The following is a 21,393-nucleotide window of genomic DNA, read 5'->3' as shown; positions in this document are numbered from 1 at the left end:
GTTCACCAGCTTTCGTTGACGTCGCCCGAGCCGGCGATCGACTTGGACAGGCTGGCCGGGCGCGCGGTCAGGGTCACGTCGCCGCTGCCGGCGATGTCGACGTCGGCCCGGCCCGTCGGGCCGAGCTTGGCCTCGCCGCTGCCGGCGATCGCCACATTGGCGTCGGTGATGGCCAGCGAGGTCAGTTCGGCCTCGCCGGAACCGGCGATCTTCAGGTCGACCTTGCCGGCCTTGCCCGAGGCGTAGGCCTCGCCGCTGCCGTTGAGGGTGAGAGACAGGTCCGGCTGGTCATAGGACTGGATGTCCAGGTCGCCCGAGCCGTTGAGGACGAAGTTGCGCACGCCCGGGGCGGTGACGCGGATGACAAGATCGTCGCTGTTGGTGAACACCCGCACGCCGCTGTGGTCGAAGCGGAAGCCGCGGCCCTCGCCGTCGCCGTCGAAGTGCAGCCGTCCGTTGGTCAGCACCACGCGGCGGGCCAGGCCCTGGGGACCCTCGACCGTGATGTCGGCCTTTTCGCCCTGGGTGAAGAGCACGCGGGCCGGCAGGTCGATGCGCAGCGTCTCGCCGCCGGTCCAGGCGATCTGGCGGCTGGTGTTGGGGCCGTGGTCCTCGATGGTCACCTCGCCGCCGGGGCGGATGGTGACGCGGCCGCCCTCGTCCTCGATGTGGATGTTGGCGGGGAAGGTCCAGCCCCCTTTGGCGATGTCGCGGCCGCCTATCGCGAAGGCGGTTCCAAGGCACGCCACGGCCAGGACGAAGCTGGCGACGGCGATGATGGTCAGGTTGCGGATCATGGGCAGGCCTCAGGCTTGCGGTTCGATGGCCGGCTTCAGCAGCCGGTAGTGGAGGCGGCCGTACCAGACCAGGCCGTTGACCAGGGCGATGGTGACCAGGCCGGTGACGGCGGTCAGGGCGGTGGCCGCGGCCATCAGGCCGATGCCGCCCAGGATGGCGACGGCCGCCCCGCCCGGCGGGTCCATGAACGGTCCGGCCGAGAACACGAAGCCGCCGGCGATGAACATGCCGATGCCGGCCATGAAGAAGCCGAACAGCGCCCCGATCACGCCCATCAGGATGGGCAGCAGGATCAGGATGTCGATCGCGCCCAGGCCCAGCACCGCGAACACCGCGCCGGCCGCGGCCGAGGGGTTCTTGGTCTCTTCCCAGCGCTTCAACCCCGCTTCGGCGCGCAGTTCGCGGGCCAGGCGGTCGGGATCGCCCAGGGCGGCCGCCGTCTCGGCCTCGGTGCGGCCCGCGGCCATGGCGTCGTCGAAGTGGGCCTCGTAGTCGGCTACGGCGTCGGCGATGGTGGTGGCCGGCAGGCCGGCCAGGCCGCGCTTCAGGCGAGTGACGAATTCGACGCGGGTCATGCGGCGGCTCCCAGTATGTCGTTCACGGCCTTGGCGAAGGCTTCCCATTCGCTCTTCTGGGCGGCGAAGCTGTCGCGGCCGGCCGTGGTGAGGCGGTAGTATTTGCGGGGCGGGCCGCTGGTCGACTCGACCAGATAGGTCTCGACCAGGCCGTCGGACTGCAGGCGACGCATCAGCGGGTAGATGGTCCCCTCGCCCATGTCGATGTCCTTGGCCAGCTGACTGGCGATCTCGTAGGCGTAGCTGTCGGCCTTCGACAGCAGGGCCAGCACGCACAGCGCCAGCACGCCTTTCTTCAGTTGGGTCTCGATGGCTTCAGGCACGGCTCTCGTTTCCTGTTGGTGAGAACCTTGTACGGTCAGGTAGTGTGTGATGCAAGGTAGCTGTTATTACAAGTTATCAATGTTCGAGGATCGGCGTGATTCGCCTGTCGGTCGTGTGGATGAAATCCGCGAAGTTATTGAGAATGCTTCGCAACTGACGCGATTCCCCTGCGCTACGTGTGGTTTCGGGTGCTTGGCAACAGGGATTGAAGCGCGTAAGCACGCCTGCGACCGGCCGGCGCCGTGGGGGGAGTGCTTTCGACCGTTTCAAGTCGATTGCATAAGTCCGCGTAACCGGTCGTATTGTGCATGTCGGCGCGGAGACACGGCTGAGTAACAGCCGGTCGCCGCCGTAACGGGCCGAGAGGGAAATGAAGGCACAAGTTCAGGGGATGGGACGGAAGGGGTTTGGCTTTGCAGCCGCCGCCGTCATGACGACGCTCGCGGGGCATGCCTTCGCCGACGATCTATTGGGCCAGCCAACGCCGGGGGGGATCGCCCTCCAGCCGGCCGCGTCCGTGCTCAAGCACGACGCGATCTGGTTCCATGACTGGATCCTGCTGCCGATCATCACGGCCATCACCTTGCTGGTGCTGGGCCTGCTGGTCTGGATCGCAGTGCGCTACAACAAGAAGGCGAACCCGGTTCCGGCCAAGTTCAGCCACAACACCACGATCGAGATCATCTGGACGATCGTGCCGGTGCTGATCCTGATGATCATCGCCATCTTCTCGTTCCGGCTGCTGTTCCGGTACAACGACATGCCCAAGCCCTACATGACCGTGAAGGCCACGGGCTATCAGTGGTACTGGGGCTACGAGTATCCTGACCAGAAGGTGCCGGAGATCATCTCCAAGGTGCTGAGCGAGGAAGAAGTGGCGGCCAAGGGCCTGCCGCACGGCCTCTATCGCCTGGCCGCCGACAACGCGATGGTCGTTCCGGTCAACCAGGTCGTGCGCGTGCAGGTCACCGCCGCCGACGTGATCCACGCCTTCGCCCTGCCGGCCTTCGGTCTGAAGACCGACGCCATCCCCGGCCGCCTGAACGAAACCTGGTTCAAGGCCGAGAAGGTGGGCACCTATTACGGCCAGTGCTCGGAGCTCTGCGGCATCGACCACGCCTTCATGCCGATCGAGATCAAGGTCGTCACGCAGGCCGAGTTCGACGCGTGGGTGAAGGCCAAGGCTCCCGCCGAGGCGCCCGCCGCCCCGGCTGCCGCCGAAGCCGCTCCGGCGGCTGCGCCCGCCGCCACGACGCCCGCCGCCGCTGCTCCGGCCGCTCCCGCTTCCGCTCCGGCCGCGGCCCCCGCCGCCGCGCCGGCGGCCTAAGAACGCTTTAGGATATCAGTCCGATGGCTCACGCCGCTGACATCGATCACCACGACGACGCCCACGCCTCCGGGCACGGCGCCGACGAAAAGCCGCCCTTCTTCCAGCGCTGGTTCTTCTCGACGAACCACAAGGACATCGGCACGCTCTACATCTTGTTCGCCATCATGGCCGGGATCGTCGGCGGCGCCCTTTCGGGCCTGATCCGCTGGGAGCTGATGCACCCGGGCATCCAGGTCTTCTCCGAGACCGGCCTGCTGGCCGAGTGGGGCGTGTTCAAGGGCAAGCACGGCTATAACGCCGTGGTCACCGCCCACGCCCTGATCATGATCTTCTTCATGGTCATGCCCGCCATGATCGGCGGCTTCGGCAACTGGTTCGTTCCGATCATGATCGGCGCGCCGGACATGGCCTTCCCGCGGATGAACAACATCTCGTTCTGGCTGCTGGTCGCCGCCTGGATCCTGCTGTGCACCTCGATGTTCGTCGACGGCGGCCCTGGTCACGGCTTCGGCGGCGGCTGGACGATCTATCCGCCGCTGTCCACGACCGGCCACACCGGCCCGGCCATGGACCTGGCGATCCTGTCGCTCCACCTGGCCGGCGCCTCGTCGATCCTCGGCGCGATCAACTTCATCACCACGATCTTCAACATGCGCGCGCCGGGCATGACCCTGCACCGCATGCCGCTGTTCGCGTGGTCGGTGCTGATCACCGCCTTCCTGCTGCTGCTGTCGCTGCCCGTGCTGGCCGGCGCCATCACCATGCTGCTGACCGACCGCAACTTCGGCACCCACTTCTTCGACCCCGCCGCCGGCGGCGACCCGGTGATGTTCCAGCACCTGTTCTGGTTCTTCGGCCACCCGGAAGTGTACATCCTGATCCTGCCCGGGTTCGGCATCATCAGCCACATCGTCTCGACCTTCTCGAAGAAGCCGGTCTTCGGCTACCTCGCCATGGCCTACGCCATGGTCGCCATCGGCTTCGTCGGCTTCATCGTGTGGGCGCACCACATGTACACGGTCGGCATGAGCATCAACCTGCGCGCCTATTTCGTGGCCGCCACGATGATCATCGCCGTCCCGACCGGCGTGAAGATCTTCAGCTGGATCGCCACGATGTGGGGCGGTTCGATCAGCTTCAAGACGCCCATGCTGTGGGCGATCGGCTTCATCTTCCTGTTCACGGTCGGCGGCGTCACCGGCGTCGTGCTGTCGAACGCCGGCATCGACTACAGCCTGCACGACACCTACTACGTGGTGGCCCACTTCCACTACGTGCTCAGCTTGGGCGCCGTCTTCGCCATCTTCGCGGGCTTCTACTACTGGTTCGAGAAGATGTGGGGCGTGAAGTACAACGAGTTCCTCGGCGCCCTGCACTTCTGGATCATGTTCGTGGGCGTGAACCTGGTGTTCTTCCCGCAGCACTTCCTGGGCCTGGACGGCATGCCGCGGCGCTATGTCGACTATCCGGACGCCTTCGCGAAGTGGAACTACGTCTCGTCGGTGGGCTACATGATCACCGTCGTCGGCGTCGGCGTCTTCATGCTGGTGCTGATCGAGGCGGCCATCCGTCGCCGCAAGGCCGAGGCCAACCCGTGGGGCGAAGGCGCCACCACGCTGGAATGGACCTTGTCCTCGCCGCCGCCGTTCCACCAGTTCAGCGAGCCGCCGGTCATCAAGGCCGACGATCACCACTGATCTCTGGTAAGATAGCAGTATAAGCGCGGGGGCGCGGATCGGGCGGCAGCCCGGCCCGCGCCCTTCGCCCATCAAGACCCCGTTTCGAAGACTTGAATTCCATGGCCAAGCCCGCCGTCCTCTCGCCCGACACGCCCACCGACACGGTTCGCGCGGCGCGCTGGCAGGACTATTTCCAGCTGCTCAAGCCGCGCGTGATGTCGCTGGTGGTGTTCACGGCCGCGACCGGCCTGGTGGCCGCCCGCACGCATATCCACCCGCTGCTGGGCGCGGTGGCGGTGCTGTGCATCGCCGTGGGCGCCGGGGCCTCGGGCGCTCTGAACATGTGGTACGACGCCGATATCGACGCCAAGATGCGCCGCACGCGCGGACGGCCGGTGCCGGCCGGCCTGGTCGAGGGCTCCGAAGCCGCGACCCTGGGCGTCGTGCTCTCCCTGCTGTCGGTCATGCTGATGGGCATGGCCATCAACTGGCTGGCCGCGGGTCTCCTGGCCTTCACCATCGTCTTCTACGCGGTGGTCTACACCATGTGGCTCAAGCGCTGGACGGCCCAGAACATCGTCATCGGCGGTCTTGCCGGAGCGCTGCCGCCGGCCATCGGCTGGGCGGCCGCCAGCGGCTCGGCGCCGCTGAACGCCTGGCTGATGGTGCTGATCATCTTCCTGTGGACCCCGCCGCACTTCTGGGCCCTGTCGCTCTACATCAGCACCGACTACGCCAAGGCCGGCGTGCCGATGCTGCCGGTGGTCAAGGGCGCCAGGGAGACCCGCAAGCAGATCCTGCTCTACAGCCTCGTTTTCATCCCGGTATGCCTGGCCCCGGCGGCCACGGGCCTGGGCGGTCCGCTGTACCTGGCCGTCTCGGCCCTGGGCGGCCTGGTCTTCCTGATCCTGGCCTGGCGGGTGTTCCGCAGCGACGCCGGCGACGCGGCCGACCCGCGCACCGGCGACCGCGCGCTCTACGAGGTGCAGACGCCCGAGGCCGCTCCCGCCGTCGAGGGCAAGCGCCCGCCGCCGGTGGGCGGGGCCAAGGACGCCCGCAACCTGTTCGCCTTCTCGATCTTGTACCTGTTCGCCCTGTTCGCCGCGCTCCTGGCCGAGGCCATGATCGGGATCCGGGCCCTGGAGCTTTCGCTTTGACCGACCCGAAGAAGACCGTTTCCGCAAAGCCCGACGCCGATCAGGCGCTGAAGGCCCGCAACGGCCGCAACATCGCCCTGGCGCTGGGCCTCGTCGCCTTCGTCGCCCTGGTCTTCGTGGTCACCCTGGTGAGGCTCGGCGCCAATGTCGGAAACCGGTTCTGATCCCAGGCCGGCGGCCGAGGCCGGCAAGGCGCCCGACCCGCACGCCCGCCGCAACAAGCGCGTGGCGCTGATCTGCGTCGCGGCCTTCGCCGGCATGGTCGGCGCGGCCTACGCCTCGGTGCCGCTCTACAAGCTGTTCTGCCAGGTCACCGGCTTCGACGGCACGGTGCGCAAGGCGCAGGCGGCTCCGACCAAGGTGCTGGACAAGAGCGTCGCCGTCCGCTTCGACGCCAATATCCGCAACCTGCCCTGGACCTTCACGACCGAGCAGGTCAGCCAGGACATCAAGCTGGGCGCCTCGGGCCTAGCCTTCTTCAAGGTCACCAACAACAGCGACAAGCCCCAGACCGGCCGGGCGATCTACAATGTCGTGCCCGAGCAGGCCGGCGCCTATTTCCAGAAGATCGAGTGCTTCTGCTTCTCCAACCAGACGATCGAGCCTGGCCAGACGGTCGAGTTCCCGGTCGTCTACTTCGTCGATCCCCGCTATGCCGAGGATCCCGAGACCAAGGGCAAGTCCGAGATCACCTTGTCCTATACCTTCTTCCCGGCGGTGGAGGGCGACGACGGCGGCCAGCAGGCCGACGCGACGCCGCGCATCGTTCAACCACTTGGCGGAACACCGTCCAAGGGACTATAGCAATCCACAAGGGAGTGCGCGGGCCTTGGGGGACCTACGCGACGCGTACTTCAAATAATCAGAGGGTTCGCAACACATGGCCCACGGCGCCGTCAAACACGACTACCATATCCTGCCGCCTAGCCCGTGGCCGTTCGTCGGCTCGATGGCGTCCACCGTCATGGCCATCGGCCTGATCGCCTGGATCAAGGGCGGCGTGTTCGGCATCGAGAAGGGCCAGTGGTGGCTGTTCGCCGCCGGTCTGGCCGGCGTGCTCTACACGATGTTCGGCTGGTGGCGCGACGTCATCAAGGAAGCCAACGCCGGCGACCACACCCCCGTCGTCTCGATCGGCCTGCGCTACGGCATGGTGCTGTTCATCGCCTCGGAAGTGATGTTCTTCGTGGCGTGGTTCTGGATCTTCTTCGAGATGGCCCTGTTCCACGGCCACCGCACGCTTTCCAGCATCGAGGAAGTCCGCACCGCCTGGGCCGCCTGGCCGCCGGCCGGGGTCGAGACCGTCTCGCCCTGGCACCTGCCGCTGGTCAACACGCTGACCTTGCTTCTCTCGGGCACGACCATCACCTGGTCGCACCACGCCCTGCAGCAAGGCGACCGCAAGGGCGCCAAGTGGGGCCTGATCCTGACCATCCTGCTGGGCGCGCTGTTCACCTGCATCCAGGTCTACGAATACGCCCACATCAACCACGAGAACCTTTTCTACAGCGAAGCGGCCGCCAATTCGGGCCTCTATGGCTCGACCTTCTTCCTGGCCACCGGCTTCCACGGCTTCCACGTCTTCGTGGGCACGCTGTTCCTGATCGTCTGCCTGATCCGCCTGATGAACGGCGCCTTCACGCCCAAGCAGCACTTCGGCTTCGAAGCGGCCGCCTGGTACTGGCACTTCGTCGACGTGGTCTGGCTGTTCCTGTTCGCCTTCATCTACGTGATCTTCGGCGCTTCGGCGCACTAAGGTCACGGTCTTCCGAGAGGCCCGGAACGCCGACCAGCGTTCCGGGCCTTTTTCGTTTCAGCGTTCCTGCGGGGAGCCGATGCCCAAGACCAACCCCTACGCCGCCGGCGCCGCCGGGCGCTGTCCCGTCTGCGGCGAGGGCTTCCTGTTCGAGGGCTTCCTCAAGGTGGCCCAGCGCTGCGAGGCCTGCGGCTATGACCTTGGCAGGCACGAGACGGGCGACGGCGCGGCGACCTTCGTCATCCTGATCGCCGGCTTTCTCTGCGCCTTCGGGGCGCTGTTCTCGATGTTCGCCTGGGGCTGGCCGGTGTGGCTGCTGCTGCTGGTCTGGCTGCCGCTGACCCTCGTCGCGTGCCTGGTGCTGATGCGCCCGGCCAAGGGCCTGATGGTCGCCGCCCAGATCGCCAACAAGGCCAGCGAGGCGGGGCGCGACGATGTCTGAGGCCGTATCCGCCAAGAAGAGCCGCTTTCCGATCGTCCTGACGATCGTGACGCTGATCGCCTTCACCATCCTCTGCGGCCTCGGGTCCTGGCAGATGCAGCGCCTGGCCTGGAAGGAAGACCTGCTGGCGCGGATCGAGACGCTGAAGACCGCGCCGGCCGTTCCGCTGGCCGGTGTGCTGGCGCGCGCCGACCGGGGCGAGGACGTCGACTTCGTGCGCGTGGCCGCCGACTGCGCGCCGGGGCACACCGCGCCGCTGCCGCTGGTCTATGGCGTGCGCGACGGCGACATGGTCTGGCGCGCCATGGCCGCCTGCCGCCTGGCGGGCCAGGCGCACGGCGTGGTGCTGCTGGATCTTGGTCTCGTCGACGCCCTGACCGGCCAGATCCAGCCCAGTCCCCGAACCTTCGTCGCGCCGTCGCGGGCGGTGGGCGTGCTGATGGCTCCCAAGGCGCTGGGCGGCGATCGCGAGAAGGCCCTGGCCGCCGTCGCCGCCGACAGGCCCGCCTCGCACATACTGATGGTCGAGACCGCCACCCCCGCCGTCGCCGGCGTGACCCCCGCGCCGCTGCCGGCAGAAATTTCCAATCGACACCTGGAATACGCGCTTACGTGGTTTGGTCTTGCCGTGACCCTGCTGTTTATCTATGCCGCCATGCTCTGGCGGAAGATGAGATCCTGATGCGCTACGTCTCGACCCGGGGCGAGTCCCCTTCGATCGGTTTCCTGGACGCGGTGCTGGCGGGCCTGGCGCCCGACGGCGGCCTGTACGTGCCCGAGGCCTGGCCGGCCTTCACGCCCGAAGAGATCGCCGCCTTCGCCGGCAAGACCTACGCACAGGTGGCCGCCGCCGTGCTCGGCAAGTTCGTCGGCGAGGACATACCGGCCGAGGATCTCGCCCAGATGTGCGACGAGGCCTATGCCAGCTTCACCCACGCGGCGGTGACGCCGCTGAAGCAGCTGGCCGCCAATCGCTACCTGCTGGAGCTGTTCCATGGCCCGACCCTGGCCTTCAAGGACGTTGCGATGCAGCTCCTGGGCCGGCTGTACGACTACGTGCTGTCGCGTCAGTCGCGGACCATGACCATCATCTGCGCCACCTCGGGCGACACCGGCGGCGCGGCCGTCGAGGCCTTCCGCGGCCGCAGCAACGCCCGCATCGTCGCGCTCTTCCCCGAGGGCCGGATCAGCGAGGTCCAGCGCCGGTTCATGACCACGGCGCAGGACGCCAACGTGAGCTGCGTGTCGGTGCAGGGCTCGTTCGACGACTGCCAGGCCATCGTCAAGCAGGCCTTCCAGGACGACCAGTTCCGCCATGCGGTGGACCTGTCGGGCGTCAACTCGATCAACTGGGCGCGGATCGCTGCCCAGAGCGTCTACTACTTCACCGCCGCCGTCAGCCTGGGCGCGCCGGACCGCGAAGTGGCCTTCGTCGTGCCGACCGGGAATTTCGGCGACGCCTACGCCGCCTTCGTGGCCCGGCAGATGGGCCTGCCGATCGCCAAGGTCGTGGCCGCCACCAACAGCAACGACATCCTGGCCCGCGCCTTCGAGGACGGCCGCTACGCCCGCGGCGCGGTGGCCGCCACCCAGAGCCCGGCCATGGACATCCAGGTCGCGTCCAACTTCGAGCGCCTCTATTTCGAGGCCGTGCGACGCGACGGCGTCGAGACCGGACGGGCGTTCCGGGGCTTCAACACCACCGGCTCGCTGGACATCCCCCCCAGCGCCCTGGCCATGATGCGCGAGCTGTTCGCCGGCGCCTCGGTCAGCGAGGCCGACACCGCCAAGACCATGCTCTCGACCCTGAACGAGACGGGCGAGGTGGTCGACCCGCACACCGCCGTCGGCCTGGCCGCCGCCGCCCGCGTGCGGCTTGAGAGTCCCACGACCCCGATCGTGGTGCTGTCGACCGCGCACCCGGCCAAGTTCCCCGAGGCCGTGCTGGCCGCCACCGCCGTCGTCCAGGGCGTGCCGCGCGGCGCGCCGGACTTGTCGGCCAAGCCCGAACGCTTCGACCGCCTGCCGGCCGATGCGGCCGCCGTGAAGGCCCACGTGCGGGCGTTTGCGGGTAAGTAGGGGCTAGGGATCCTCTCAGGATCTCAATGCCCGTAGAACCCCCGCCTTCGCGGGGATTTTACGGGAGAGGAGCGGCGATCAGCTTTCCAGGAGGGCCGAAGGGTCGCTTTCGCGCGCTTAGGCGTCTACACGGAGGGAAATGAGCCTTCCGACCCTGCATACCCTCCCCAATGGCGTCCGCGTCGTCTGCGACCCGATGCCGGGGCTAGAGACCCTGGCCCTCACCGTCGTCGCCGGGCGCGGCGCGGCCTACGAGGACCCGGCGCGATCGGGCTGGGCCCATCTGCTCGAGCACATGGTGTTCAAGGGCGCGGGCGGCCGCAGTGCGCGCGACATCGTCGAGGTGATCGAGGCCGAGGGCGGCTCGATCAACGCCGCCACCGGCTATGAACGCACCAGCTTCCAGGTGCGGGCGCTGAAGGGCGGGGCGCCGCTCGCCATGGCGGTGATCGCCGACCTGGTGCGCCGTCCCACGCTCGACGCCGGGGATCTCGCCCGCGAGAAGCAGGTGGTGGCCCAGGAGATCGCCGAGGCCGCCGACGCCCCCGACGACTACGTCTTCGACCTGCTGCAGAAGGGGGCCTGGGGCGACCATCCGGTCGGCCGGCCGATCCTGGGCACGGTCGAAAGCGTCGAGGCGGCGACGCCGGAAGCCCTGGCGCAATGGCGCGCGGCCCTCTACGCCGCCGACCGGCTGGTGGTCAGCGCCACGGGCGCCGTCGACGAGGCCGAAATCCTGGCGCTGGCCGAACAAGCCTTCGGCGACCTGCCGGCGACGCCGGGCGCGCCGATGCCCGATCCCGCGCCGTTCGTGGGCGAAGCCTTCGCCGAGAGCCGCAAGCTGGAGCAGGCCCACTTGGTGCTGATGCTGCCGGCCGCCGGCTCGCGCGACGACGACTATTTCGCCCTGCGGGTCTTCGCCGAGGCCCTGGGCGGGGGCATGTCGTCGCGCCTGTTCCAGGAAGCCCGCGAGAAGCGCGGCCTCGCCTACAACATCGACGCCTATGCCGACACCTATGCCGACATTGGCGGCCTGGGCATCTATGTCGGCTGCGCGGCCAAGGACGCGGCCGAAACCGCCAAGGTCTGCGCCGAGCAGTTGCTGGCCCTGGCCGCGCATATCGAGCCGGCCGAGCTGGCGCGCTGCAAGGCCCAGCTGAAGGCGCACATGTTCATGGCCCGCGAGCAGCCACTGGCCCGCGCCGAGCAGAACGCAGGCCAGGCCCTGACCTTCGGCCAGCTGTTCTCGCCCGCCGAGCTGGCGGCCGGGGTCGAGGCGGTCACCGCGCAGGATATTACGCGGCTGGGCGAACGCATGCTGGCGCCGGGCCGGGCGGCCACCGCCGTGCTGGGCGCCAAGACCGCGCTTTCGGCGGGCGAAATCTTCCGGCGGACGTTGTTCGCCGACAGATAAGCCGCGATGGTGCGGCTTCGAGATTTGAGACCGATTGCTTGTCCGCCATCCTTCGCCTGCTCCGCATCGACCATGGCCCGCGCATCGACGCCGAGCGGGTCTATCTGCGCCTGCCGCGCCTGGCCGACCACAAGCCGTGGTCGGAGCTCAGGGCGGCCTCGCGCGGCTACCTGACGCCGTGGGAGCCCAGCTGGCCGGCCGACGACCTGACGCGCACGGCCTTCCGCCAGCGCCTGGCCGCCTACGCCCGCGAGCTGGAGCTGGGCGAGGCGTTTCCGTTCTTCGTGTTTCGCAAGGACGACGACGCCATCGTCGGCGGGGTGCGGCTGTTCAACATCCGCCGGGGCGTCTCGCAGACCGGGGTGCTGGGCTACTGGGTGGGCGAGTCGTTCGCCGGCCAGGGCTATACGACCGAGGCGGTGAAGGCGGTGATCGACTTCGCGTTCGGGCCGCTGGGGCTGCACCGGCTGGAGGCCGCCTGCATGCCGCACAACGCGCGCTCGGCGGACCTGTTGTCGCGCTGCGGGTTTTCCGAGGAGGGATACGCCCGCGCTTATCTCAAAATTAACGGCGAGTGGCGAGATCATCGTCTGTTCGGGTTGATCGCTCCCTCCTAGCGACCGCCCGGGCTGTGACGCCGGCTTTTTCGGCGTGGGAACGGGCATGTCATTCAAGGTTGCCGAGCGACGGATCTGGGACGCGACGACCACGCTGGAAGCGTTGGGCGCGGCCGAGGTCGCCCTGTGGCACTGGGAGCCCGAAGCCGACCGCCTGCGCATCAACGGCGCGGCCCGGGCCCTGGGCCTGTCTCCGCTGGCCCCGGAATGCTCCTCGGCCGCCTTCCGCGCCCTGGCCCTGCCGCAGGATCGCGCCCAGGCCGAAGAGCTGCTGCGCGTGCGTGAAGCCGGGGCCGAGATCGTCGTTCGCCTGCGCATGCGCAGCGGCGGGGTCTGCATCTGGCGGGGCGTGTGGCTGGAAGAGGGGCTGCGCGCCGCCGGCGTCATCGCCCCGGAAGTGAAATTCGCCGCCTCCGGCAAGGACGAGCTGACGGGCCTTCTGGACCGCCGCAGCTTCATCGCCCGCGCCCGCGAGCGCCTGACCCACGACGGCGTGCACGAGCTGGTCGTGGCCGACCTGGACCGCCTGCGCCGCCTGAACGAGGCCCTGGGCCACGAACGCGCCGACCTCGTGCTGGCCGCGCTTGGCTCGCGCCTGGCCGCCGCCTTCCCGGAAGGCTCGATCTTGGGCCGCATCGGCGAGGACGAATTCGCCGTGCTGTGCGAGCCCAAGGGCTATGAGCCGGCCGAGCTGCTGCGCACCGCGCTGGAACAGCCGCTGCGCATCGCCGGCTTCGACATCCACCCGACCCTGACCATCGGCGCCGTCTCGGCCGAGGGCGGCGAGGACGCCCCTGAGGCCGCTGAGCTGGTTCGCCGGGCCGAGCTGGCCGTCGAGGCCGCCGCCGCCAACGGACGCGGCTCGGCCGCGGCCTACGGCCGCTCGATGGAGACCGACGGCCTGTCGCGCCTGGCGCTGGAGGCCGACCTGCGCGGCGCCATCGGCCGGGGCGAGATCATTCCTTATTTCCAGCCGGTCGTGCGCCTGTCGACCGGCGCCCTGTCGGGCTTCGAGGCCCTGGCGCGCTGGATCCACCCGCGCCGCGGCCTGCTGCCGCCCGACGAGTTCCTGCCGCTGATCGAAGAGATGGGCCTGATGGCCGAGCTCGGCGAGCACATGATGCGCAGCGCCGGCAAGCAGCTGGCTGCCTGGCGCCGCAGTCACCCGGCCGTCGGCGCCCTGACCGTCAGCGTCAACCTGTCGACCGGGGAGATCGACCGTCCGGGTCTGGTTCACGACGTGGCCCAGGTTCTGGCCGAGAACGGCCTGCCGCGCGGCGCGCTGAAGCTGGAAGTCACCGAAAGCGACATCATGCGCGACCCCGAGCGGGCCGCGGTGATCCTGAAAGCCCTGCGCGAAGCGGGCGCCGGCCTGGCGCTGGACGACTTCGGCACCGGCTTCTCGTCGCTGTCCTACCTGACGCGCCTGCCCTTCGACACGCTGAAGATCGACCGCTACTTCGTGCGGACCATGGGCGGCAACGCCGGCTCGGCCAAGATCGTGCGCTCGGTGGTGAAGCTTGGCCAGGACCTGGACCTGGAAGTGGTGGCCGAAGGCGTCGAGAACGCCGAGATGGCCAGTGCGCTGCAGAAGCTCGGCTGCGATTACGGCCAGGGCTTCGGCTATGCGCCGGCCCTGTCGCCGCAGGAGGCCGAGGTCTATCTCAACGAGGCCTATGTAGACGGCGCCGCGCCGGTGAAGGCGCGGGGCTGAACCCCAGCCCTTGCCCAGGCGGCGGTGACGCCGCCGTCCATTAGAATGCTGCTGCCGGTCGCTCAGAAGGGCCCCATAGCGCGGGATTGGCCGCAGCCTCGCCCATGGCCTGCTGGGCGGTTCTGGGCGGTACTGGAGGCTAGCGGCGGGCCTCGGTGGCCATGCGGACGGCCAGGCCCCCAGCACGCTGGCCATCAACCAGCGCTGCACCAGGGCGAAGCTGGGGCGCGTGGCCAGGAAGCCGGCGATGGTCCCGGCCGCCAGGCAGATCGCGGCGTTGACCGACAGGCTGATGGCGATCTGGCTGCCCCCCAGCAGCAGCGACTGGCTCAGCACGTTCCCGTGCCCAGGATCGATGAACTGCGGCAGCAGCGACAGATAGAGCATCGCGGCCTTGGGATTGAGCAGGTTGGTCAGGAAGCCCATGGCCATCAGCTTGATCGGCGGATCCCGGGGCAGGTCGCGCACCTGAAACGGCGAGGCGCCGCCGGGCTTGATGGCCTGCCAGGCCAGCCAGCCCAGATAGAGCGCGCCGCCGAAGCGCAGGACGTCGTAGGCGATCGGGGCGGCCATCAGCAGGGCGGTGATGCCCAGGGCCGCACAGAAAAGGTAGACGACGAAGCCCGCAGCCGTGCCGGCCAGCGAGACGATGCCGGCCCACCTGCCCTGGCAGATCGATCGGCTGACCAGGTACAGCATGTTGGGGCCCGGCGTCAGCGCCATGCCCAGGCAGACCAGGCAGAAGGCGATCCAGGTCTTGGCGTCGGGCATCGAGGGCTCCGCTCAAACGGGCATGAAAAAGGGGCCGGAAGCTTTCGCCGCCGGCCCCTCGATACTTTTCGGCGATCGCCGAAGACGTCCTAGCGCCTCTGGAGCGTGGCGACCGCCACGCCGTGGCTTAGTGGATGTCTTCGTTGATCAGGCCGACCTTGTACCAGCCTGCGCTTTGCAGCTGGTTCAGGACGCCCATGAAGTCCGAGTAGAGCACGTCGGCGTCCGCGCGGATCATGACGCGCTGGTCGTCCTTCGGACCGGCTTGGCCGGTCGAGGTGAAGCGGGCGTCGAGATCGATCGGCAGGTTGTCGAGGCTGGTTTGCTGATCGGCGATGAACAGCGCGCCCGACTTCTGGATCGAGATGAACACCGGTTCCGGCGGCTTCTCGCCCGGAGGGGGCGGCGAGGCCGGCGGAAGGTCGATCTTGATCGAGGTCACGGCCATCGGCACGGCGACCATGAAGATGATCAGCAGAACGAGCAGAATGTCGACGAAGGGCGTGACGTTGATTTCGGAATTCTGGTTCAGCGAGTAGCGACCGCCGCCGCCGCCAGCAAGTTTAGCCGCCATAGCCTGACTGTCTCCCGGGGACCGCCCCCAGGACGGTCCAGAAATTGTTAGATGCCACGTCTGGCGCAGACGAGCGCGGAAGTAAAGCCCGAGGACGCGCCGCCATGGCAACCCCTTTTGTGAGTCTTTTTGGCCTAACGCCGTTCAGGCGCCGGATTCTAGCGCCAGGCTTCGCGCGATGCGCGACTAGCGCTCGCAATCAGGCCGCGCTAAGCCCCCGCGCATGATCTTTTCCTTCGACGCCTACGTCACCGCCGCCCTGTTCGATCGCGCTGGACGCGCCGGATTCGCTCTTGGCGACGGCACCGTCCGATTCGAGGCCGAGGGCGGCTTCGTCACCGTCGAGGCCCATGGCGGGCCGATGGGCGGGGCGGCGCTGTCCGCCTGCGTCCACCCGTCGGGCCGGGGGCTGGTGACCGGCGGCGACGACGGTCGCGTGGTCTGGAGCCGGCTGGAAGGCGACGAGCTGGTCGCCACCTTGCTGGCCGAGGTCAGGGGCAAGTGGATCGAACACGTGGCCGCAAGCCCGGCCTCGGGCCTGATCGCCTTCACCGCCGGCAAGGAGGTCCACGTGCTGGACTCGGCCGACGACAGCTTCCGCCGGGTCTATGCCCACGAGAAGACGGTGTCGGGCGTGGCCTTCGATCCCAAGGGCAAGCGCCTGGCCGCGGCGGGCTACGGCGGCGTGTCGCTGTGGTGGGGCCGGATCGCCGACCAGAAGCCGACGGTGATGAAGTGGGCCGGCAGCCACGTGGGCCTGGCCTACAGCCCCGACGGCAAGTTCCTGGTCTCGGCCATGCAGGAGAACCAGTTGCACGGCTGGCGCCTGTCGGACGGCAAGGACATGCGGATGGGCGGCTATCCGGCCAAGATCAAGAGCATGGCCTTCTGCGACAAGGGCGCGCTGCTGGCCACGGCCGGCGCCAACGGCGCGGTCGTCTGGCCGTTCGCCGGGGCCAACGGCCCGATGGGCAAGGAAGCCGCCGAGATCGGCTTCTCGCGCGACTCCCTGGTGGTGCAGGTCGCCGGCGTCGACGCCCTGCCGGTGGTCATCGCCGGCCAGGACAACGGCCGCATCTGGGCCTGCCACCTGCGCTCGGGCCGCATCGAGACCCTGAAGGCCGAGAGGGGCGCGGCCATCAGCAGCCTGTCGGTCAACGCCGACGGCTCGCGCCTGGCCTGGGGCGACGAGGCCGGCGAGGCCGGCGTGCTGGCGGTGCCGGATATCTCGACGCGGAATTTCTGAAAGACCCCTCTCTCTGAGAGAGAGGGAGGGACCCGCCGCGAAGCGGTGGGAGGGTGAGAGGTTTCACCGTTCGCCGGTGAAGCTCTGACCTTGTTATGCCGTCATCCCGGCCGGAGCGCGTAGCGCGTAGAGCCGGGACCCAGAGCAACCCCGATGCGGCGGCTCCTGGGTCCCGGATAAGCCCTTCGGGCTTTCCGGGATGACGATGGTTGGGGCTGGGTGCTCAGTCCGCGACGTATCCGGACAGGGTGTACCCTCTCACCCTCCCATGGCTGCGCCATGGGCCCCTCCCTCTCTCCATGAGAGAGGGTGTTTCTAGGTCGGCCAGGTCGCTTCGTCGGCCCCCAGGACTTCGCCGGCCAGGTAGAGCGAGCCGCAGATCAGCACGTGGGGGACCGGGTCCAGCGCCAGTGCGCGGGACAGGGCGTCGTCGAGGCTGTCGCAGGCGGCGGCGCGCAGGCCGGCCAGTTCGGCGGCGGCGGCGGTTTCGGCGGCGCTGGCGGCGGCGTGGCCCTCGAAGGTGACGGTGAAGACCTTGGTCGCGACCCCCCGGAAGGCCTCGAAGAAGCCCGCGGCGTCCTTGTTGGCCAGCAGGCCCGAGATCAGCGCCACGGGGCGGCCGTCGCGGGCGGCGAGGTCGGCCACGGCGCGGGCCACCGCGCGGCCGGCGTGGGGGTTGTGGCCGCCGTCGAGCCAGAGGTCGGCGCCGGCGGCTTGCGCGGTCTGCGCGTAGGGGCCGGCGGTCAGCCGCTGGAAGCGGGCCGGCCAGACCGTGCCGGCGATCCCCCGGCCCATGGCCTCTTCGTCGATCCTGGGATCGCCCAAGGCCAGCAGGGCTGCGACGGCAAGACCCGCATTGGCGAACTGGTGTTCGCCGGGCAGGGCGGGGGCGGGCAGGTCGAGCAGGCGGTCCTGCATCTGCACCAGCAGGCGGCCGCGCTCCTCCCAGGCGTCGAAGTCGCGGCCCATCAGCGTGAGTTCCACGCCGGCCAGGGCCGCGGCGGTCTCCAGCACGCCGTCGACGGCGTCCTGCTGGCGGGCGCTGACGGCGGGGGCGCCGGGCTTGATGATCCCGGCCTTCTCGACGGCGATCTGCTCGATCGTGTCGCCCAGGAATTCGCGGTGATCCAGGTCGATCGGGGCGATGACGCTGACGGCGGGCGTAGCGATGACGTTGGTGGCGTCAAGCACGCCGCCCAGGCCCACCTCGATGATGCACAGGTCGGCCGGAACCTCGGCGAAGGCGACGAAGGCCGCGGCCGTGGTGATCTCGAAGAACGTGATGGCCTCGCCGGCATTGGCCGTCTCGACACGCTCCAGCACGCTGGCCAGATGCGCTTCGGTGATCAGGATCCCGGCCAGGCGGATACGCTCGACGAAGCGCACCAGGTGCGGCGAGGTGAAGACGTGGACCGAAAGCCCCGCGGCCTCGGCCATGTGGCGCAGATAGGCGACCGTCGAGCCCTTGCCGTTGGTGCCGGCCACGTGGATCACCGGCGGCAGGCGGTCCTGCGGGTCGCCAAGCGCCGCGCATAGCCGGCGCATGCGGCCCAGCGACAGGTCGATCTTCAGCGGATGCAGCGCCCGCAGGCGCTCCAGCGCGGCGTCGTGGGCGCGAAGGTGGTCGGTCATGGGAGCCCCGAAAGCTCCTCCCTCGCGAAGCGGGGGAGGTGGCGCGGCGCTATCAGCGCCGTGACGGAGGGGGCGAGGGACGGAGTGCGGCGGTCGCCCCCTCCACCGCTTCGCGGTCCCCCTCCCCCGCGAGCGGGGGAGGAGCAGGACTTCAAGCCGCCTTGCGACGGCCCAGCATCAGGGTGCCGAGGATCGAGCCGAGGGTGGACGGCAGGTCCTTGCGGGCGGTCACGCGGTCGACCATGCCCTTTTCGACGAGGTATTCCGAACGCTGGAAGCCCGGCGGCAGGGTCTCGCGTATGGTCTGCTCGATGACGCGGGGACCCGCGAAGCCGATCAGCGCGCCCGGCTCGGCCAGGTGCACGTCGCCCAGCATGGCGTAGGAAGCGGTGACGCCGCCGGTGGTCGGGTCGGTGAGGACCACGACATAGGGCAGGGCCGCGTCGTTCAGCTCGTTGATGGCCAGGGTCGTGCGGGCCATCTGCATCAGCGACAGGGCGCCTTCCTGCATGCGCGCGCCGCCGGCGGCGGTGAAGGCGACCAGCGGAACCTGGCGGGCCAGGGCGGCCTTGGCGGCGGCGATGAAGCCTTCACCGGCGGCCATGCCTAGCGAGCCGCCCATGAAGGCGAAGTCCTGGACCAGCACGACGGCGTCGACGCCGGCGATCTTGCCGTAGCCGATGGCCATGGCGTCCTGCTCGCCGGTGCTCTTGCGAGCGGCGGCCAGGCGGTCCTTGTAGGGCTTGCCGTCCGAGAACTTCAGCGGGTCCTCGACGACCGACGGGGTCGGCAGGGCCTCGTACTCGCCGTCGTCGAAGGTGAACTTGAAGCGCGCCTCGGGACCGATGCGCATGTGGCGTCCGGCCGGGGTGACCCACAGGGCCGCCTCCAGGTCGGAGCGGTAGATCATCTCGCCCGTGTCGGGGCACTTGACCCAGAGGTTCTCGGGCGTCTCGCGCTTGGCGAAGGCTCCGCGCACGCCGGGGGCAATGCGCGACAGCCAGCCGCCGCGGCGGTCGGTCGAGCTCTTGGTCTTGTCGCCCTTCTTGGGGCCTTGGGGTTCAGCCATCGCCATAGCCTTACAGCCTCACACCGTCTCTTGTCGCGCGGATCGCACAGCCTTAGCCAGCTCCGACGCCTTGGAAAGAACCTTTTGGGTCACGTTTTCGTTCAGCTTGCCCGCTGATTCAATTTCATCGACCAGCGCCGAGCCGACCACGGCGGCGTCGGCGACGCGGGCCACCTCGGCGGCGCGCTCGGCCGTGCGGATGCCAAAGCCAACCGCCACAGGCAGTTGCGCGGCCGCGCGCAGGCGCTCCACCGCGGGGGCGACGGCATCGGCGTCGGCTTCCTTGACGCCGGTCACGCCGGCCACCGACACGTAGTAGACGAAGCCTGACGTGCGGCGCACGACGGCCGGCAGGCGCTTTTCATCGGTCGTCGGCGAGGCCAGGCGAATCAGCGAGATTCCCTCGGCTTCCAGCGCGTCGCTCAGCGGATCGGCTTCTTCCGGCGGGCAGTCGACGACGATCAGGCCATCGACGCCGGCCTCGGCCGCGGCCTTGGCGAAGGCTTCGAAGCCCTTGTTCACCAGCGGGTTCAGATAGCCCATCAGGATCAGCGGGGTGTCCTGGTCGCCTTCGCGGAAGGCGCGGGCCAGGTCCAGCGTGCCGTTCAGGGTCATCTTGCCGGCCAGGGCGCGCTGGCTGGCGCGCTGGATGGTCGGGCCCTCGGCCATCGGATCCGAGAACGGGAAGCCCAGTTCGATCAGGTCGGCGCCGGCGGCGGGCAGACCTTTGAGGATCTCCAGCGCGGTGGCGGCGTCCGGATCGCCGGCCATCACATAGGCGACGAAGCCGGCGCGGTTCTGCGCCTTCAGCGCCGCGAAGCGGCGGTCGATGCGGTCTTTGGTCATGGCGTGGTGCTGACGCTTTCGATTTCGATCCCGATCCAGCCCATGTGCATCGCGAAGCCCAGCGCGCCGCCCCCGAGGAGCAGGGCGAGCAGGATGCAGAGGAGCCAGTTCCGGGTGGTCTCTTCCATCGGTTAGATCGAGCGGCCCAGAGCGTCGGCCACGGTGAAGATGTCCTTGTCGCCACGGCCCGACAGGCACATGACGATCACGCCGCCCTCGCCGATCTCCTTGGCCAGCTGCGGCAGCTTGGCGATGGCGTGGGCGCTTTCCAGGGCGGGGATGATGCCCTCGAGCTCGGCGCACAGCTGGAAGGCCTTCAGGGCCTCGTCGTCGGTGCAGGTCAGGTACTGGGCCCGGCCGATGTCGTGCAGGAACGAGTGCTCCGGACCGATGCCCGGATAGTCGAGGCCGGCGCTGATCGAGTGGGCGTCGAGGATCTGGCCGTCGTCGTCCTGCAGCAGGTAGGTGCGGTTGCCGTGCAGCACGCCCGGACGCCCGCCGGTCAGCGAGGCGGCGTGCTTGTCGGTGTCCAGGCCATGGCCCGAGGCTTCCACGCCGTAGATCTTCACGCCCTCGTCGGCCAGGAAGGGGTGGAACATGCCGATGGCGTTCGACCCGCCCCCAACGCAGGCGACGACGGCGTCAGGCAAGCGCCCTTCCAGTTCCTGAATCTGCTCGCGGGCCTCCGCGCCGATCACCGCCTGGAAGTCGCGGACCATGGCCGGATAGGGGTGCGGGCCGGCGGCGGTGCCGATCAGGTAATAGGTGTCCTCGACGTTGGTGACCCAGTCGCGCATGGCCTCGTTCATGGCGTCCTTGAGGGTCGCGGCCCCCGAGGTGACCGGACGCACTTCGGCGCCCAGGAGGTTCATGCGGAACACGTTGGGCTTCTGCCGGGCGACATCGACGGCGCCCATGTAGACGATGCAGGGCAGGCCAAAGCGGGCCGATACCGTGGCCGAGGCCACGCCATGCTGGCCAGCGCCGGTCTCGGCGATGATCCGGGTCTTGCCCATGCGCTGGGCCAGCAGAATCTGGCCCATGCAGTTGTTGATCTTGTGCGCGCCGGTGTGGTTCAGCTCTTCGCGCTTGAAGTAGATCTTGGCGCCGCCGAAATGACGGGTCAGGCGCTCGGCGAAGTAGAGCGGGCTGGGACGGCCGACATAGTGGGTCAGGTAGCCGCGCAGCTCGGCCTGGAAGGCCGGATCGTTCTTGGCTTCCTGGTAGGCCTTGTCCAGCTCCAGCACGAGGGGCATCAGGGTTTCGGCCACGTACAGGCCGCCGAACTCGCCGAAGCGCCCCTTGGCGTCGGGATAGGCGGACCAGTCGTTGGGCCGGTCGGAAGCTTGGACAGGAGCGTTCACGGGCGT

At 68.9% G+C, this 21,393-nt stretch carries 22 protein-coding genes and 1 pseudogene; 13 read left to right on the top strand and 10 right to left on the bottom strand.

Features of this window, described 5'->3' with window-relative positions; genetic code table 11:
- Positions 1-2 precede the first annotated feature (2 nt).
- Genes DDF67_RS16710 through DDF67_RS16700 form a run of 3 tightly spaced genes read right to left on the bottom strand, consistent with a single transcriptional unit; the run spans position 3 to position 1,696 of the window.
- Positions 3-797 (bottom strand): GIN domain-containing protein, encoded by a 795-nt coding sequence (locus DDF67_RS16710; RefSeq protein WP_109101989.1) that lies wholly within the window; start codon positions 795-797, stop codon positions 3-5.
- A gap of 9 nt (positions 798-806) precedes the next feature.
- Positions 807-1,373, bottom strand: coding sequence for a DUF1700 domain-containing protein (locus DDF67_RS16705; RefSeq protein ID WP_109101988.1), 567 nt, complete (start codon positions 1,371-1,373; stop codon positions 807-809).
- Entirely contained in the window at positions 1,370-1,696 is a 327-nt protein-coding gene (locus DDF67_RS16700; protein ID WP_101716074.1) for a PadR family transcriptional regulator, read from the bottom strand. The genes DDF67_RS16705 and DDF67_RS16700 overlap by 4 nt, the downstream gene beginning before the upstream one ends.
- A gap of 371 nt (positions 1,697-2,067) precedes the next feature.
- Between DDF67_RS16700 and coxB the strand changes: the two genes are divergently transcribed.
- The 12 genes from coxB (at position 2,068) to DDF67_RS16645 (ending at position 13,885) form a co-directional block, all read left to right on the top strand.
- Positions 2,068-3,024 (top strand): cytochrome c oxidase subunit II, encoded by a 957-nt coding sequence (gene coxB / locus DDF67_RS16695; protein WP_109101987.1) that lies wholly within the window; start codon positions 2,068-2,070, stop codon positions 3,022-3,024.
- 23 nt (positions 3,025-3,047) lie between these two features.
- Entirely contained in the window at positions 3,048-4,724 is a 1,677-nt protein-coding gene (gene ctaD, locus DDF67_RS16690) for a cytochrome c oxidase subunit I (RefSeq protein ID WP_109101986.1), read from the top strand.
- A gap of 101 nt (positions 4,725-4,825) precedes the next feature.
- A complete protein-coding gene (cyoE, locus tag DDF67_RS16685; protein ID WP_109101985.1) occupies positions 4,826-5,863 on the top strand; it encodes a heme o synthase in 1,038 nt (345 codons plus the stop codon).
- Between the two features lie 47 nt (positions 5,864-5,910).
- Positions 5,911-6,027: a hypothetical protein gene (locus DDF67_RS25780; RefSeq protein WP_233247687.1), complete on the top strand. Its 117-nt coding sequence runs from the start codon at positions 5,911-5,913 to the stop codon at positions 6,025-6,027.
- 94 nt (positions 6,028-6,121) lie between these two features.
- Complete coding sequence (locus DDF67_RS16680) at positions 6,122-6,667, top strand: cytochrome c oxidase assembly protein (protein WP_233247686.1); 546 nt, start codon at positions 6,122-6,124, stop codon at positions 6,665-6,667.
- A 76-nt stretch (positions 6,668-6,743) separates the two neighbouring features.
- Positions 6,744-7,619, top strand: a complete 876-nt coding sequence (locus DDF67_RS16675) for a cytochrome c oxidase subunit 3 (protein WP_109101983.1) — start codon at positions 6,744-6,746, stop codon at positions 7,617-7,619.
- Between the two features lie 79 nt (positions 7,620-7,698).
- Positions 7,699-8,061, top strand: a complete 363-nt coding sequence (locus tag DDF67_RS16670; RefSeq protein ID WP_109101982.1) for a DUF983 domain-containing protein — start codon at positions 7,699-7,701, stop codon at positions 8,059-8,061.
- Positions 8,054-8,743 (top strand): SURF1 family protein, encoded by a 690-nt coding sequence (locus DDF67_RS16665; protein WP_109101981.1) that lies wholly within the window; start codon positions 8,054-8,056, stop codon positions 8,741-8,743. Before DDF67_RS16670 ends, DDF67_RS16665 begins: the two co-directional genes overlap by 8 nt.
- On the top strand, positions 8,743-10,140 hold the full coding sequence (gene thrC / locus DDF67_RS16660) for a threonine synthase (protein WP_109101980.1): 1,398 nt from the start codon (positions 8,743-8,745) through the stop codon (positions 10,138-10,140). The genes DDF67_RS16665 and thrC overlap by 1 nt, the downstream gene beginning before the upstream one ends.
- A 139-nt stretch (positions 10,141-10,279) precedes the next feature.
- Positions 10,280-11,554, top strand: a complete 1,275-nt coding sequence (locus DDF67_RS26105) for a M16 family metallopeptidase (RefSeq protein WP_109101979.1) — start codon at positions 10,280-10,282, stop codon at positions 11,552-11,554.
- A gap of 38 nt (positions 11,555-11,592) precedes the next feature.
- Positions 11,593-12,171 carry a GNAT family N-acetyltransferase gene (locus DDF67_RS26100; RefSeq protein WP_109101978.1) on the top strand — a complete coding sequence of 193 codons (579 nt, stop codon included), beginning with the start codon at positions 11,593-11,595 and terminating at the stop codon, positions 12,169-12,171.
- A 46-nt stretch (positions 12,172-12,217) separates the two neighbouring features.
- Positions 12,218-13,885, top strand: coding sequence for a putative bifunctional diguanylate cyclase/phosphodiesterase (locus DDF67_RS16645; RefSeq protein WP_109101977.1), 1,668 nt, complete (start codon positions 12,218-12,220; stop codon positions 13,883-13,885).
- A 139-nt stretch (positions 13,886-14,024) separates the two neighbouring features.
- Here the strand turns inward: DDF67_RS16645 and DDF67_RS16640 are convergent.
- Both DDF67_RS16640 and DDF67_RS16635 read right to left on the bottom strand, forming a co-directional pair.
- Positions 14,025-14,656, bottom strand: a pseudogene (locus DDF67_RS16640) (LysE family translocator).
- Positions 14,657-14,783: 127 nt separating this feature from the next.
- Positions 14,784-15,230: a biopolymer transporter ExbD gene (locus DDF67_RS16635; protein WP_109101976.1), complete on the bottom strand. Its 447-nt coding sequence runs from the start codon at positions 15,228-15,230 to the stop codon at positions 14,784-14,786.
- 223 nt (positions 15,231-15,453) lie between these two features.
- Here DDF67_RS16635 and DDF67_RS16630 point away from each other — a divergent pair, with 223 nt between their 5' ends.
- Positions 15,454-16,476 carry a WD40 repeat domain-containing protein gene (locus DDF67_RS16630; RefSeq protein ID WP_109101975.1) on the top strand — a complete coding sequence of 341 codons (1,023 nt, stop codon included), beginning with the start codon at positions 15,454-15,456 and terminating at the stop codon, positions 16,474-16,476.
- Between the two features lie 315 nt (positions 16,477-16,791).
- On the opposite strand, the gene DDF67_RS16625 is transcribed toward DDF67_RS16630, so the two are convergent.
- The 5 genes from DDF67_RS16625 to trpB all read right to left on the bottom strand — a co-directional run bounded on the left by DDF67_RS16625 (position 16,792) and on the right by trpB (position 21,387).
- A complete protein-coding gene (locus DDF67_RS16625; RefSeq protein ID WP_109101974.1) occupies positions 16,792-18,108 on the bottom strand; it encodes a bifunctional folylpolyglutamate synthase/dihydrofolate synthase in 1,317 nt (438 codons plus the stop codon).
- Between the two features lie 151 nt (positions 18,109-18,259).
- Positions 18,260-19,183 (bottom strand): acetyl-CoA carboxylase carboxyltransferase subunit beta, encoded by a 924-nt coding sequence (locus DDF67_RS16620; protein ID WP_109101973.1) that lies wholly within the window; start codon positions 19,181-19,183, stop codon positions 18,260-18,262.
- A 12-nt stretch (positions 19,184-19,195) separates the two neighbouring features.
- Positions 19,196-20,023, bottom strand: a complete 828-nt coding sequence (gene trpA / locus DDF67_RS16615; RefSeq protein WP_109101972.1) for a tryptophan synthase subunit alpha — start codon at positions 20,021-20,023, stop codon at positions 19,196-19,198.
- Entirely contained in the window at positions 20,020-20,151 is a 132-nt protein-coding gene (locus tag DDF67_RS26270; protein WP_269845459.1) for a hypothetical protein, read from the bottom strand. Before DDF67_RS26270 ends, trpA begins: the two co-directional genes overlap by 4 nt.
- Positions 20,152-20,154: 3 nt before the next feature.
- Positions 20,155-21,387 (bottom strand): tryptophan synthase subunit beta, encoded by a 1,233-nt coding sequence (gene trpB / locus DDF67_RS16610; RefSeq protein ID WP_109101971.1) that lies wholly within the window; start codon positions 21,385-21,387, stop codon positions 20,155-20,157.
- Positions 21,388-21,393: the final 6 nt, after the last annotated feature.

Source organism: Caulobacter endophyticus (assembly GCF_003116815.1).
Taxonomy (GTDB): domain Bacteria; phylum Pseudomonadota; class Alphaproteobacteria; order Caulobacterales; family Caulobacteraceae; genus Caulobacter; species Caulobacter endophyticus.
Note: the sequence above shows the minus strand (reverse complement) of the source record. Positions and strands in the feature narration are given on the sequence as shown.